The following is a 13,387-nucleotide window of genomic DNA, read 5'->3' as shown; positions in this document are numbered from 1 at the left end:
GGGGGGGGGGGGGGGCCCCCCCCGTGCCAGGTCGAGCGAATCCCATGTGCGGGTGCCGGGTAATGTGCAGCGGGTGGGGCTGAGCGTGGGCGACCCAAAGGGCGGGTGGGTGGGGTGAAACCTCGTGTCGTTCTGGGGGTTGGTGGGGGGATCGCCGCGTACAAGGCTTGTGAGTTGTTGCGGCTGTTTACGGAGTCGGGGCATGACGTTCGGGTGGTGCCGACTCGGGATGCTTTGAAGTTTGTGGGGGAGGCGACGTGGGCGGCGCTTTCGGGGAAGGCGGTTAGTGCTGAGGTCTGGGATGCGGTGGAAGAGGTGCCGCATGTTCGGATCGGGAAGAGTGCTGATCTTGTGGTGGTGGCGCCCGCCACGGCGGATTTGATGGCGCGGGCCGCGCATGGGCTGGCCAATGATCTGCTGACGAATACGTTGCTGACGGCTCGGTGTCCGGTGGTTTTCGCGCCGGCGATGCATACCGAGATGTGGGAGCATCCGGCGACTCAGGCCAATGTGGCGACCCTGCGGGAGCGGGGGGCGATTGTGGTCGAGCCCGCTGTGGGGCGGCTGACCGGGGTGGATACCGGTAAGGGGCGGCTGCCGGATCCTGAGGAGATATTTCGGATTTGTCGGGATGTCTTGAAGGGGACTACGGCTGATCTCGCGGGGCGGCGGGTGGTGGTGTCCGCCGGGGGGACGCGGGAGGCCATCGATCCGGTGCGGTTCATCGGGAACCGGTCGTCGGGGCTGCAGGGGTACGCGCTGGCCCGGACGGCGCTGGCCCGGGGGGCCGAGGTCACGCTCGTGGCGGCCAACGTGGGGCTGCCCGATCCGGCCGGAGCGCGCGTGGTCCACGTCGAGTCGGCGATCCAGTTGCGGGAAGCCGTGCTGGCGGCCGCGGAGGGCGCGGACGTGGTCGTGATGGCGGCGGCGGTGGCCGATTTCCGGCCGGTACGGCAGCAGGCCACGAAGATCAAGAAGACGCCCGGCGAACCAGAGCCCATCCATCTCACGAAAAATCCGGACATTCTTGCGGAGCTGGGGGAGACCCGGAGGAAGCGGCGGGAGCAAGGCCGGCCGTACCCGGAAGTGATCGTCGGGTTCGCGGCCGAGACCGACGACGTGCTCGCCAACGGGCGGGCGAAGCTCGCCAGGAAGGGCTGTGACCTGCTGGTCGTCAACCAGGTGGGGGAGAACCTGGCGTTCGGCACGCCGGACAACGCCGCCGTCGTGCTGGCCGCCGACGGTGACCCGGTTGAGATCCCGCGTGGGCCAAAAGAGGATCTCGCGGGCATAGTGTGGGATCTGGTAGCCGGACGCCTGGTGTAACGACCGCCCCGCCGGGACAAACAGGGATTAGGCCCCAGTCCGGACGCCCATCGGCACCGGACAGGCCAACGTGCGACCGCTGGATTCGCCAGGGCGGACACCGCCGCCAGGCGCTTCCAGGCCGACCCCGGGCAAGCGACAAGCACGAGGGCACGCGAAGGAGCGATAGCCATGCCGGTGACCGCCGCTATCCGAGCGCGCTGCCGGGCTTTGCTTCCTGTCGGCGAAGATCTCCGTTACGTCTTCCCGGCGCAGTCGATGAGCGCCCCGGGCGTGGCGGGCTTCCTGATCGTCGTCACCGACCGGTCCATCACCGTCCTGGCGACCAAGATGTTCGACCGCTCGGAGCCCGCGTCGGTGTGGGCGGTCCACCCGCGCCGTACCAGACTGGGACCGATCGAATTCGCGGGCGGGCCCACGATCGAGTTCGGCGGGATGGTGTTCGAAGTAGACGAGGAATATGTCGCGGTTGTCGGCGCGGCGGACGCGGAAGCGTTCGCGCCCGGAGATCTTCCGCGCGATCCCCTTCCCGACTTGTAGATTTGAGACAGTTTCGCGACGCCAAGCTCGGTAGGGCTACACTCGGCGAAGCTATTTTAGACGCCAGCAGCCGCTGCATATAGGAGCCACGAGTTGTCCCGTCGCCTGTTCACCTCCGAGTCGGTAACCGAGGGCCACCCCGACAAGATCGCCGACCAGATCAGTGACGCGATTCTCGACGCCATGCTCAAGGACGATCCGAAGAGCCGCGTCGCCGTCGAGACGATGATCACTACCGGTCAGGTTCACGTCGCGGGCGAGGTGACGACCGAGACCTATGTCGACATTCCCGGCGTCATCCGCGAGAAGATCCTGGAAATCGGATACGACGCCTCGCACAAGGGCTTCGACGGCGCCTCCTGCGGCGTCTCGGTGTCCATCGGCGCGCAGTCGCCTGACATCGCCCAGGGCGTCGACGACGCGTACGAGGCGCGCGAGGGCGAGACGGCCGACGAGCTGGACCGCCAGGGCGCCGGCGACCAGGGCCTGATGTTCGGCTACGCCTGCCGCGAGACCCCCGAGCTGATGCCGCTGCCGATCACGCTCGCGCACCGGATGGCCAAGCGCCTGTCCGAGGTCCGCAAGAACGGCACCGTGCCCTACCTGCGCCCCGACGGCAAGACCCAGGTCACCATCGAGTATGACGGCGACCGCCCGATCCGCCTCGACACGGTCGTGGTCTCCACCCAGCACGCCCCGGAGATCGACCTCAAGGAGATGCTGACCCCGGACATCCGCGAGCACGTGGTCGAGCCGATCCTGGCCGACCTGGAGCTGGACGTCGAGGGTTACCGCCTGCTGGTCAACCCGACCGGCCGGTTCGAGATCGGCGGCCCGATGGGCGACGCCGGCCTGACCGGACGCAAGATCATCGTGGACACCTACGGCGGCATGGCCCGGCACGGCGGCGGCGCCTTCTCCGGCAAGGACCCGTCCAAGGTGGACCGCTCCGCGGCCTACGCGATGCGCTGGGTGGCCAAGAACATCGTCGCCGCCGGCCTGGCCGACCGCGCCGAGGTCCAGGTGGCGTACGCGATCGGCAAGGCCCAGCCGGTCGGCGTCTTCGTGGAGACCTTCGGCACCGAGAAGGTCGACGTGGACAAGATCCAGGACGCCGTGATCCAGGTCTTCGACCTCCGGCCCGCCGCGATCATCCGCGACCTCGACCTGCTCCGCCCGATCTACTCCGAGACCGCCGCGTACGGCCACTTCGGCCGGGAGGGCGTCTCCTGGGAGTCGACCGACCGCGCCGACGCACTGCGCCAGGCCGCCGGTTTGTAACCCCATTCCGTACATGAGCAGACGGCGTCCGGCGCGAGTTGGGCGCCGTCTTCGTGTTCTGGTTCAATGAGAAAGGCGTGATCTGGACGGCCGCGGCGGTGAGCCGCCTGGTCGGCGGCCATGCGGCCGGCTATGGGACGGGTTTCTCATTGATTGGACGGGGGGCGTGAGTGAGCCTCGGGGGGTCGCGCAGGAGGCGCTGATCGCGCTGCCCGGCAAGCGCAAGACTCCCGCGAAAGGTGCGCCCGACCAGGCGGAGCAAGATCCGGTCGCCCGGATTCTGGTGGATTCGCCGCTGCCGCACCTGGACCGGCCGTTCGACTACCTCGTCCCCGCGTCGATGCACGAGGACGCGGTGCCCGGCTGCCGGGTGCGCGTGCGTTTCGCCGGGAAACTCACCGACGGCTTCCTGCTGGAGCGGGCCGCGGAAAGCGAGCACGAGGGCACGTTGTTGTTCCTCGACCGGGTGGTCTCGCCCGAGCCGGTGCTGACCCCGGAGATCGCCGCCCTCGCCCGGGCGGTCGCCGACCGTTACGCCGGGACGATGTCGGATGTACTGCGGCTCGCGATCCCACCGCGCCACGCCAAGGTCGAGGCAGAGGAGCCAAGCCCCCAGGCCGATGCGGGCGAGCCGTCCAGCCTCCGGGCCGACGCGGGCGAGCCGCCCGCCGGGAAGGCGTGGGCGCCCTACCCGATCGGCGGATCGTTCCTCACCGCGTTGCGCGAAGGGCGCACGCCTCGGGCCGTCTGGTGCGCGGTGCCCGGCACCGACGATGAAGGCCCGTCGTGGCCCGCCGCCGTGGCCGAGGCGATGCGGGCGACGCTGGCGGGTGGACGCGGCGCGCTGGTCGTGCTGCCCGACGGCAAGGATGTGGCGTTGCTCGACCGGGCGCTCACCGGCGCGACCCGCGGACGGGCCGCCTCCGACGGCAAGGGCGCCGCCGGCGGCAAGAATGTGGCCTCGCCCGCGCGCAAACGCGGCACCTCCGACGGGACCACCGGCGAGCATGTCGCGCTCACCGCCGACCTGGGCCCGGCCGAGCGCTACCGGCGCTGGCTGCGGGTGCTGCGTGGCCAGGCGCGCGCCGTCATCGGCACCCGGGCGGTGGCGTTCGCGCCGGTGCGCGACCTGGGCCTGGCCGTGCTCTGGGACGACGGGGACGATCTGCACGCCGAGCGGCTCGCGCCGTACCCGCACGCCAGGGAGGTGCTCGCGCTGCGCGCGCACCAGGCCGAGGCGGGCATGCTGATCGGGGGGTACGCGATGACCGCCGAGGCCGCGCAGCTCATCGCCACCGGCTGGGCCAAACCCCTGGTCGCCGACCGGGACGGCGTCCGCGCGCGAGCGCCCCGGGTGCGCCCGGCGGGCGACGACGCCGAGCTGGCCAGGGACCAGGCCGCCCGCGCCGCCCGGCTGCCGAGCCTGGCCTGGCGGGCGCTCAAGCAGGGTCTCGAGCACGGCCCGGTGCTCGTCCAGGTTCCGCGCCGGGGCTACCTGCCGTCGCTGGCCTGCCAGCACTGCCGGGCGCCCGCCCGGTGCGCCGCGGACACCCCGTCGGGTCCCTGCTCGGGGCCGCTGGCGCTGCGCGGGGGGCACGCGATGCCGTACTGCCGCTGGTGCGGCCGGATCGCGGGGGAGTGGCGCTGCCCGGCCTGCGGCGGCGTCCGGGTCCGGGCCAGCGTGGTCGGCTCCCGCCGCACCGCCGAGGAGCTCGGCCGGGCCTTCGCCTCGGTCCGGGTGACCACCTCGGGCCGGGACGGCGTGCAAGCCACGGTCGGCTCCGCCCCCGCCCTGGTGGTGGCCACCCCCGGCGCCGAGCCCGTGCCCGACGGCGGATACGCGGCGGCCGTGCTGCTGGACGGCTGGGCGCTGCTCGGCCGCCCCGACCTGCGCTCCGCGGAGGAGACCCTGCGCCGCTGGCTCAACGCCGCCGCCCTGGTACGGCCAGGGGCCGAGGTGGTCGTCCTGGCCGACGCCGGAATCCCGGCCGTCCAGGCCCTGCTGCGCTGGGACCCGGTCACCCACGCCGAACGTGAGCTGGGCGACCGCACCGAACTGGGCTTCCCCCCGGCCACCCGGATGGCCACGCTCACCGGCGCCCCCGCGGCCGTCCGCGAGATGCTCGCCGCGCTGCCCCTGCCCGCGCGCGCCGACGTGCTCGGCCCGGTCCCGGTCGAAGCCGAGCAGGAACGTGCCATGATCCGCGTCCCCCGCGCGGGCGGCGCCGAGCTCGCCCGCGTGCTCAAGGGCGCCGAAGGCGTGCGCTCGGCACGCAAGGCCGACCTGGTACGGGTCCAGATCGACCCCCTCGACCTGATCTGAACCCACCCGTCACACCCCGCACAGGAGGTTCGCGCCGATTCGCGATGCGGTCAGTAACCCGTTAGCGTCTCCCTGTGTCGATCGAATGGGTGAACCGGGCCATCGACGGTCTCCGCGTGTGGGGCAACGAGAAGGGCGTCGAGGTCGACGTCGACGAAGTGCGGTTGCTGTGTGACTACGCCAGCGACTACCTGGAGGTGCACGAGCTAGGCGATTTCCGGCCCGGCACGTTCGAAGAACTCCTGCTGGAGATCTACCCGCGGAAGGTGATCGCCCCGCCGGAGACCGCCCCCGAGACCGTGGCCGCCGCCAGGACGCTGATCGAGTTCCTGGTCGAGACCGGCGAGATCGCCACCAAGGCGGCCGCCCGGATGCGCGCCACCCTCGACCGCATCGGCCCCGAGATGCCCGCCGCCCTGGCCGACACCAGCAAGTTCGGCATGGCCAAGAGCATCTTCAGCGCCATCGGCGCCGACTCCCTGGAACTCGGCGACCCGCTGCCCGTGCAGGGCGCGACCGCCGAGGTGGTCAGGGACACGGCCACCCTGGACGAGGAGTGCGACTGCCCCGGCTGCGCCCCCCTCCCGCCCGTCCGGCTGGCTCCGGCCGCCGAGATCGCCGCCGCCGTCCGCGAGGTGCCGCTGCTCCGCGACGCGCACACGGTCGCCGCCTGGCTGGCCGACCAGAACCGCACCACCACCGTCCGCAAGGCGCTGCGGGTGAAGGACGCCCGGTTGATCACCCAGGAGCTGGGCGTGGCCAGGCCCGCGCTAGCCTGGCGGCTGGCCCTGGAACTCGGCCTGGCCGACCTGGCGGGCACCACCGTGGTCAAGGAGCCGGGCTTCCGCCCGCTGCACGCCAGAGCCCAGGAGGACGTGCTGGACCTGTGGGTCGGCACCGTCGAGTTCCTCGGCGAGGAGGGCCGCGAGGTCACCGGCGAGACCTTGGTCGACGACGCCATCTACTCCCTCCACGACCTGCTCTACCGGCTGCAGGAGCCGGTCCCGTTCGACCAGGTCGGCGACTACCTGCGCGAGGTCGGCGACGGCGGCCTGGTCGAGGACCTGCCCGCCGCGCTGGCGGCCCTGTCCTACGCGGGCACCGTGCGGCTGACCCCCGGCGGCCTCACGCTCACCGAGCACGGCCAGTGGGGCCTGCGCGAGATGTATGACGAGCTCGGCCTGGACGCCCCGGTCGCCGCCGACCTGGCCGCCGGGGACGCCGGATCGCTGATCTCCGGGCTGCTGCACGACTGGTCCCCCGACGACGTCACCGAACGCGACGTGGACCGCTGGCTGTCGGCCCGCAGTCCCGCCGGCGCCGCCGCCGAGCTGCTGGCCGCCGTCGCCGGCGCGCCCGCCCAGGTGCGCGGCGTCGCGGTGACGATCGTGGACCGGCTCGGCCACGCCGCCGAACCCTCGGTCCGTGACCGGCTCGCCGACCCGGAGTTGCGCCCGCACGCGATCCACTGGCTGTCCTCCCGCGGCCTGGACGCGCCGCCGCTGACCGAGGCCGAGATGTTGTGGTTCACCGTGGACATGCTCGCGCTGGCCCTGCCGGCCGCCGAGGCCGACCCGGAGCGCTTCGCCGAGAACATGGGCGCGTCCGGACCGCCGCCCGAGGTGATCGAGGATCTGTGGCGGGTGGAGCACCCGGATCTGGTGGCGGTGCTCGAGCTGCTCGGCCAGACGCTGCCTGACGACATGGCGGCGAAAGCGGCGAGGAAGGCCGCCTTCAAGGCTCGTTCGCGGGGCATCAGGTAACTCCTGTGGAGTAAGTTGCAGAGATGCCTGGTTCTGGGATCCTCGACAGCGACGTGCTCACATTCCCGCCGGTCGAGCTGGCGCTCGACGACGAGCTTGCGGCCATCGTGCTCGCGGTGCCCCTGGTGCGCGACGCCCACCGGCTCGCCACCTGGACCGGCGTCCGCGCGGTCACCGGGGAGAACCTGCTCTCCTCCGGCGACGCCGCCGCGGCCGTCGAGGCGCTCGGCCTGCCGCCCCGGCGGCTCGCACTGCTCTGGATCGTGGCGGTGAACGGCCGCCTGATCGAGATCACCCGGGAGGGCGCGCGGCCGGGCCCCGGCTTCACCGACCCGATGGAGTTCTGGGACGGCGTGGTCATGGACGTGCTGGACCGTACCGACGCCCAGACCGGCGCCGGCCTGACCGGCTCCGCGGTGATCGACGAGCACCTGACCGAGATCCTGGCCACCATGTACTCGGTCCGCGACGGCATGGCGTTCGCCGCCCTGGCCTCCGGCATCCTGCAGGCGCACGAGGTCGGCTGCGAGGCCCGCCCGGCCGAGCTGCGGCGGCTGCGCCTGTCCCTGCCCGCCGAGCTGGCCGAGGCGATGGAGCTGCTGCGCTACTGCGGGCTCATCGAGATCGCCGGGGACCTGGTCCGGCTCACCCCGCCGGGCGTCTGGGCGGTCCGGCGGGACCTGCTCCGCGAGGGCCACGACGCGCCGTCGCTCCGCGAGGTCGCGGGCCTGGCCGAGCTCAGCGCCGGCGAGCTGGTGGACGCCTTGCTGGCGGGCCGCGCCTCGGCCAGCGCGGCCACGCTCTGGCTGGAACGGCGCGTCCCCGAGGAGGCCGCCCGCGACCTGATCAAGATCGCCGCCTCCGGCAACGCCGCCCAGCGCGGCACCGCCGGGACCATCCTGGAGGAGCTCGGCCCCGAGGCCGCCTCCGCCGTCCGGGAAGCCCTGGACGAGCCCATGATGTGGCGGTACGCGGCGGCCTGGCTGGGCGTAAGGGACCTGGAGGCCCCGGCGCTGGGCGGCGGCGACGGCGCCTGGGTGGCGGTGGACACGCTGGCCGCGTTACTCTACCTGAAACCCCGGGTGGACTCGCCGGCCAAGCTGGACATCCTCGGGGAGGACTTACTGAGCCTGGTCCCCGAGATGGGCGCCGCCGACCACCCCGACACGCTGGCCGTGCTGGAGCTGCTCGGCAAGCACCATCCGGACGTGGTCGTGGCCAAGGCCGCGCGCAAGACCGCGATGAAGGCCCGCTCCCGCGCGCACTGACCAGGCCGCCTCCGCGGGACCCGTAAACTGAGAGGGTTATTCAAAAGGAGCCCGGCGCAGTTCGACGGGGTTGCGCCAGCGTGCAGGGGACGTCGTAAGGGGCGATCTTTTGAATAACCCTCTGAGTGATCCCTAGGTGATGAGGAGCCCGCTGGTGGCCATTCAGCCGATCCGCCTGTTCGGCGACCCCGTCCTGCGCACGCCCGCGGATCCGGTGACAGACTTCGACAAGGAACTGCGCAAGCTTGTCAAAGACCTCACCGACACCATGATGGACGCGCCGGGCGCGGGCTTGGCGGCGCCCCAGATCGGGGTCGGCCTGCGCGTGTTCACCTACTACATCGACGACGAGCTGGGCCACCTGATCAACCCGGACCTGGACCTGTCGGCCGACCTGGACGAGGAGGGCGAGGAGGGCTGCCTGTCCTTCCCCGGCCTGACCTTCCCGACGCCGCGGGCGATCCGGGCGGTGGCCAAGGGCTTCAACATGTACGGTGAGCCTGTCACGATCGAGGGCTCCGAGCTGATGGCCCGCTGCCTCCAGCACGAGACCGACCACCTCAACGGGGTGCTGTTCATCGACCGCATGGACGTCAAGCAGCGCAAACTCGCCATGAAGGCGATCCGCGAGGCGGAGTGGAGCGGCATGTCGGCCCCGGTCGTCAAGGTGTCGCCGCACGCCACACAGGGCCGGGCCATCTAGCGTGATCCAGGAAGGACTGAGTTGAGGCTGGTCTTCGCGGGCACGCCCGAGACCGCGCTGCCGTCGCTGCGGGCGCTGCTGGCGTCCCGGCACGAGGTCGTCGCCGTGGTCACCCGGCCGGACGCCGAGGCGGGCCGGGGGCGCAAGGTGCGGCCCAGCCCGGTCGCCGCGCTGGCCGCGGAGTCGGGCATCGAGGTGCTGCGGCCGGAGAAGGCGGGCGACCCCGCGTTCCTGGACCGGCTGCGCCAGATCGCCCCGGACTGCTGCCCGGTCGTCGCGTACGGCGCGCTGCTGCCGCAGGCGGCCCTGGACATTCCCCAGCACGGCTGGATCAACCTGCACTTCTCGCTGCTGCCCGCCTGGCGCGGCGCGGCCCCCGTGCAGCACGCGATCCTGCACGGCGACGAGATCACCGGCGCGGCCACCTTCCGGATCGTCCGCGAGCTGGACGCCGGTCCGGTGTTCGGCGTGGTCACCGAGGTGATCCGGCCTGCGGACACGAGCGGCGAGCTGCTCGGGCGGCTGGCCGAGTCCGGCGCGGGCCTGCTGGCCGCCACGCTGGACGGCGTCGAGGACGGCACGCTGGAGGCCCGCCCGCAGCCGTCCGACGGCGTCAGCCTGGCCCCGAAGATCACCGTGGAGGTGGCGCGGGTGGACTGGGCGGCCCCCGCCATGCGGGTGGACCGGCTGGTCCGGGCCTGCGACCCCAACCCCGGCGCGTGGACCGAGTTCCGCGGCCAGCGCGTCAAGCTCGGCCCGGTCCGGCTCCGGCCGGACGCCGAGAAGCTGGAGCCGGGCGAGCTCCGGGTGAGCAAGAACAGCGTCCTCGCCGGCACGGGCAGCCACCCGGTCGAGCTCGGCGAGGTGCGGCCACAAGGGAAGCGCCAGATGCTGGCGGGAGACTGGGCGCGCGGCGTCCGCATAACAGACCAGGATCGGCTGGACTAGTGACGGGAAACCGGGCCGGAATGAGCCAGGGCGCCAACCGGCGAGGCGGGAAGAAGCCTTCCAAGCCGGTCAGGGATGCGGCGCGCAACGCCGCCTACGACCTGATGCGCGCGGTCGACGAGCGGGACGCGTACGCGAACCTGCTGATGCCGGTCATGCTCCGGCAGCGCGGCATCACCGGCCGGGACGCCGCGCTGGCGACCGAGCTGGCCTACGGCACGCTGCGCGGGCTGGGCACCTACGACGAGATCGTGGCCGCGTGCAGCGACCGGGCCCCGGAGGACGTGGATCCGCCGCTGCTGGACGCGATCAGGCTGGGCGCGCACCAGCTGCTCAAGACCCGCATCCCGGCGCACGCCGCGGTCAGCGCCACCATCGACCTGGTCAGGCTGCGCGTCGGCGAGGGCCCGTCCCGGTTCGCCAACGCCGTGCTCCGCAAGGTCGCCGGGCGCTCCCTGCCGGACTGGCTGGAGATCGTCGCCCCACCGGCGGACAAGGACCCGATCGGCCACCTGTCGATCGTGCACAGCCATCCGGCCTGGATCGTGGCCGCGCTGCGGGACGCGGTCGGCGGCGACTTCGCCGAGACGGCCGCGCTGCTGGCGGCCGACAACGAGCGTCCCCGGGTGGCCCTGGTGGCCCGCCCCGGCCGGGCGACCATCGACGAGCTGGTCGCGGCGGGCGCGGAACCGGCCGCGTACTCGCCGTACGGCGCGTATATGACCGAGGGCGATCCGGGTTCGCTGGCCGCCGTCGGGGAGGCCCGCGCGGCGGTGCAGGACGAGGCCAGCCAGCTGGTGGCGCTCGCGCTCACCCGGGTGCCCCTGGACCGGGACGGCCTCTGGCTGGACATGTGCGCGGGCCCCGGCGGCAAGGCCGGGCTCCTTGACGCCGTCGCCGTCCAGACCGGCGCCCGGGTGCTCGCCGCCGACCTGCAGGAACACCGGGCCAGGATGGTGTGGCGGACCACCAAGGAGGCCAAGGTCGTGGTCGCGGACGGCCTGGCGCCCGCCTGGCGGCCCGGCGCGTTCGACCGGGTGCTGCTGGACGCGCCGTGCACCGGGCTCGGGGCGCTGCGCCGCCGCCCGGAGGCGCGCTGGCGGCGCGACCCCAGCGGCATGCCGGAGCTCACCCGCCTGCAGCGCCGCCTGCTCGACTCCGCCCTGGACGCGGTACGGCCCGGCGGCATCGTCGCCTACATCACCTGCTCGCCCCACCTGGCCGAGACCAGAGCCGTGATCGCCGACGTGGCCGGCCGGGTGGACACGCTGGACGCCCGGGAGTTCCTGCCGGAGGTCCCCGGCCTCGGCGACGGCCCGTACGCCCAGTTCTGGCCGCACCGGCACGGCACCGACGCGATGTTCCTGGCCCTGCTCAGGAAACGTTTTAATTAGAAAGTCGTGATCTGGACAGCCGCAGCGGTGAATCGCCTGGTCGGCGGCTATGCGGCTGTCTATGGGACGGGTTTCTGGTTAATTGGCGTCCCGCCGCCGGAACGCCCCGAGCGCGATGGCCAGGATGATCGCGGTGTATCCGGCGAACACCCCGAATCCCGTCCACGGGGCGAGCGAGCCGGACGTCTCCGCCGCGTTCATGATCGCCGCGCCCGCCGTGGACGGGAGGAACTTCTGCGTCGTCGCGCCCCACTCGCCGGGCAGGAACGCGCCGAAGATCGGCAGCACGAACAGCACGCCCAGCACGGCCGTGATCGCCCCGGCGGTGTGCCGCACGATGGTCGCCAAGCCCAGCGAGAACAGGGCGACCAGCGCCAGGTAGAGGCCGCCGCCGAGCACCGCGCGCAGCAGGCCCGGCTGGCCGAGGGTGGCGGCCAGGCCCCTGGTCGCGAACACCGCCTGCGAGGCGAAGAACGACGCGAACGACACGAGCAGGCCGGTGATCAGGCTGACCACCGCCAGCACGACCAGCTTGGCCGCCAGCAGCCGGCCCCGGCGCGGCACCGCCGCCAGCGTGGACTTGATCGAGCCGGTGGAGTACTCGCCCGACATGGTCAGCACGCCGAGCACGCCCAGTGTGATGACGCCGAAGTTCAGCCCGGCCAGGCCGTACGCGCCCGGGTCGAAGGCGGCGCGGCGGGCGGCGGGCAGCTGGTCGAGGGAGACCACGAACGCGAGCGCGAGCAGCGCGGACAGGCCGACCGTGACGATCACGGTGGCCAGCAGGCCCCAGAACGTGGACCTGACCGTGAAGAACTTCAGCCATTCCGCGGCCAGGGCCTGGGCGAAGGTGGCGCGGCGGCGCGACCCGCGGCTCACGCCGCGTCCCTGGCGTGCGCGTGGAACTCGACGCTGTCGGCGGTCAGGCGCATGAACGCGTCCTCCAGGGACGGCTGGACCACCGAGAGCTCGTGCAGGCGGAGCCGGGCCGCGTAGGCGAGGTCGCCGATCTGGGCGGGGCTCACGCCGTACACGAGCAGGCAGCCGCGCTCGGCCGGGGCGGTGCGGCAGCCGCGCGCGGTGAGCAGCGAGGCCAGGGCGAGCAGGTCGGGGGAGCGGACCCGGACGTGGCTGGAGGCGTTGGCGGCGATGAAGGCGCTCATCGTGGTGTCGGCCAGGATCCGGCCCTTGCCGATGACCAGCAGCCGCTCGGCGGTCAGCGCCATCTCCGCCATCAGGTGGCTGGAGACGAACACCGTCCGGCCCTCGGCGGCCAGGCTCCGCATCAGCTGCCTGATCCACCGGATGCCCTCCGGGTCCAGGCCGTTGACCGGCTCGTCGAACAGCAGCACGCCGGGGTCGCCGAGCAGCGCGGCCGCGATGCCCAGCCGCTGCGCCATGCCGAGCGAGAACCCGCCCGCCCGCTTGCCCGCCACCTCGGTCAGCCCGACCAGATCCAGCGTCTCGGCCACCCGCCGCCGGGCGATCCCGTTCGCCTTCGCCAGGCAGCGCAGATGGTTGTACGCCGTGCGCCCCCCGTGCACGGACTTGGCCTCCAGCAGCGCGCCCACCTCGCGCAGCGGCGCGGGCAGCTCCCGGTAACGCCGCCCGTTCACAGTCACCCGCCCGGCCGTCGGGTGGTCCAGTCCGAGGATCATCCGCATCGTGGTGGACTTTCCCGCGCCGTTCGGGCCGAGGAAACCCGTGACCGCACCCGGCATGACCTCGAAGTCGATGTGATCGACCGCCGTCTTCGCGCCGTAGACCTTGGTGAGGCCCTGTGCCTGGATCATGATGTCGAGGCTAGGACGCGGGCACCCGGCAATCGGTAAAGCCCGCGG

General features: G+C 72.6%; 11 protein-coding genes. 9 read left to right on the top strand and 2 right to left on the bottom strand.

All coding sequences use genetic code 11. The features are described from left to right. Positions 1-105: 105 nt before the first annotated feature. From coaBC to ABGB08_RS26210, 9 genes are all read left to right on the top strand, one after another. Complete coding sequence (coaBC, locus tag ABGB08_RS26250; protein WP_347594701.1) at positions 106-1,326, top strand: bifunctional phosphopantothenoylcysteine decarboxylase/phosphopantothenate--cysteine ligase CoaBC; 1,221 nt, start codon at positions 106-108, stop codon at positions 1,324-1,326. Positions 1,327-1,497: 171 nt separating this feature from the next. Next, a complete protein-coding gene (locus ABGB08_RS26245) occupies positions 1,498-1,866 on the top strand; it encodes a hypothetical protein (RefSeq protein ID WP_155351474.1) in 369 nt (122 codons plus the stop codon). A gap of 93 nt (positions 1,867-1,959) precedes the next feature. After that, a complete protein-coding gene (metK, locus tag ABGB08_RS26240) occupies positions 1,960-3,147 on the top strand; it encodes a methionine adenosyltransferase (RefSeq protein ID WP_347594699.1) in 1,188 nt (395 codons plus the stop codon). Between the two features lie 208 nt (positions 3,148-3,355). Beyond that, positions 3,356-5,470, top strand: a complete 2,115-nt coding sequence (locus ABGB08_RS26235) for a primosomal protein N' (RefSeq protein WP_347594716.1) — start codon at positions 3,356-3,358, stop codon at positions 5,468-5,470. A 74-nt stretch (positions 5,471-5,544) separates the two neighbouring features. Beyond that, the gene (locus ABGB08_RS26230) at positions 5,545-7,233 is read left to right on the top strand and encodes a hypothetical protein (protein WP_347594697.1); all 1,689 of its coding nucleotides are present in this window, start codon (positions 5,545-5,547) and stop codon (positions 7,231-7,233) included. Positions 7,234-7,256: 23 nt separating this feature from the next. Beyond that, complete coding sequence (locus tag ABGB08_RS26225; protein ID WP_347594695.1) at positions 7,257-8,501, top strand: hypothetical protein; 1,245 nt, start codon at positions 7,257-7,259, stop codon at positions 8,499-8,501. A gap of 154 nt (positions 8,502-8,655) precedes the next feature. Then, a complete protein-coding gene (def, locus tag ABGB08_RS26220) occupies positions 8,656-9,204 on the top strand; it encodes a peptide deformylase (RefSeq protein WP_347594693.1) in 549 nt (182 codons plus the stop codon). 21 nt (positions 9,205-9,225) lie between these two features. Continuing rightward, positions 9,226-10,152: a methionyl-tRNA formyltransferase gene (gene fmt, locus ABGB08_RS26215; RefSeq protein WP_347594691.1), complete on the top strand. Its 927-nt coding sequence runs from the start codon at positions 9,226-9,228 to the stop codon at positions 10,150-10,152. 20 nt (positions 10,153-10,172) lie between these two features. After that, the gene (locus tag ABGB08_RS26210) at positions 10,173-11,546 is read left to right on the top strand and encodes a transcription antitermination factor NusB (RefSeq protein WP_347594714.1); all 1,374 of its coding nucleotides are present in this window, start codon (positions 10,173-10,175) and stop codon (positions 11,544-11,546) included. A gap of 78 nt (positions 11,547-11,624) precedes the next feature. Here the strand turns inward: ABGB08_RS26210 and ABGB08_RS26205 are convergent, their stop codons facing one another. Together ABGB08_RS26205 and ABGB08_RS26200 are read right to left on the bottom strand one after the other, a co-directional pair. Next, positions 11,625-12,425: an ABC transporter permease subunit gene (locus ABGB08_RS26205; protein WP_347594689.1), complete on the bottom strand. Its 801-nt coding sequence runs from the start codon at positions 12,423-12,425 to the stop codon at positions 11,625-11,627. Beyond that, a complete protein-coding gene (locus tag ABGB08_RS26200; protein ID WP_347594687.1) occupies positions 12,422-13,339 on the bottom strand; it encodes an ATP-binding cassette domain-containing protein in 918 nt (305 codons plus the stop codon). The genes ABGB08_RS26205 and ABGB08_RS26200 overlap by 4 nt, the downstream gene beginning before the upstream one ends. Positions 13,340-13,387: the final 48 nt, after the last annotated feature.

The organism is Acrocarpospora sp. B8E8 (genome assembly GCF_039871605.1).
In the GTDB taxonomy this organism is placed as follows: Bacteria; Actinomycetota; Actinomycetes; order Streptosporangiales; family Streptosporangiaceae; genus Acrocarpospora; species Acrocarpospora macrocephala.
This window is presented reverse-complemented; position numbering and strand designations above follow the sequence as displayed.

Excerpts from the sequence above, each read along its gene's own strand:
- ABGB08_RS26245 (WP_155351474.1), top strand. The coding sequence starts at position 1,498 with ATGCCGGTGACCGCCGCTATCCGAGCGCGCTGCCGGGCTTTGCTTCCT.
- ABGB08_RS26225 (WP_347594695.1), top strand. The coding sequence starts at position 7,257 with ATGCCTGGTTCTGGGATCCTCGACAGCGACGTGCTCACATTCCCGCCG.
- ABGB08_RS26210 (WP_347594714.1), top strand. The coding sequence starts at position 10,173 with ATGAGCCAGGGCGCCAACCGGCGAGGCGGGAAGAAGCCTTCCAAGCCG.
- ABGB08_RS26200 (WP_347594687.1), bottom strand. The coding sequence starts at position 13,339 with ATGATCCAGGCACAGGGCCTCACCAAGGTCTACGGCGCGAAGACGGCG.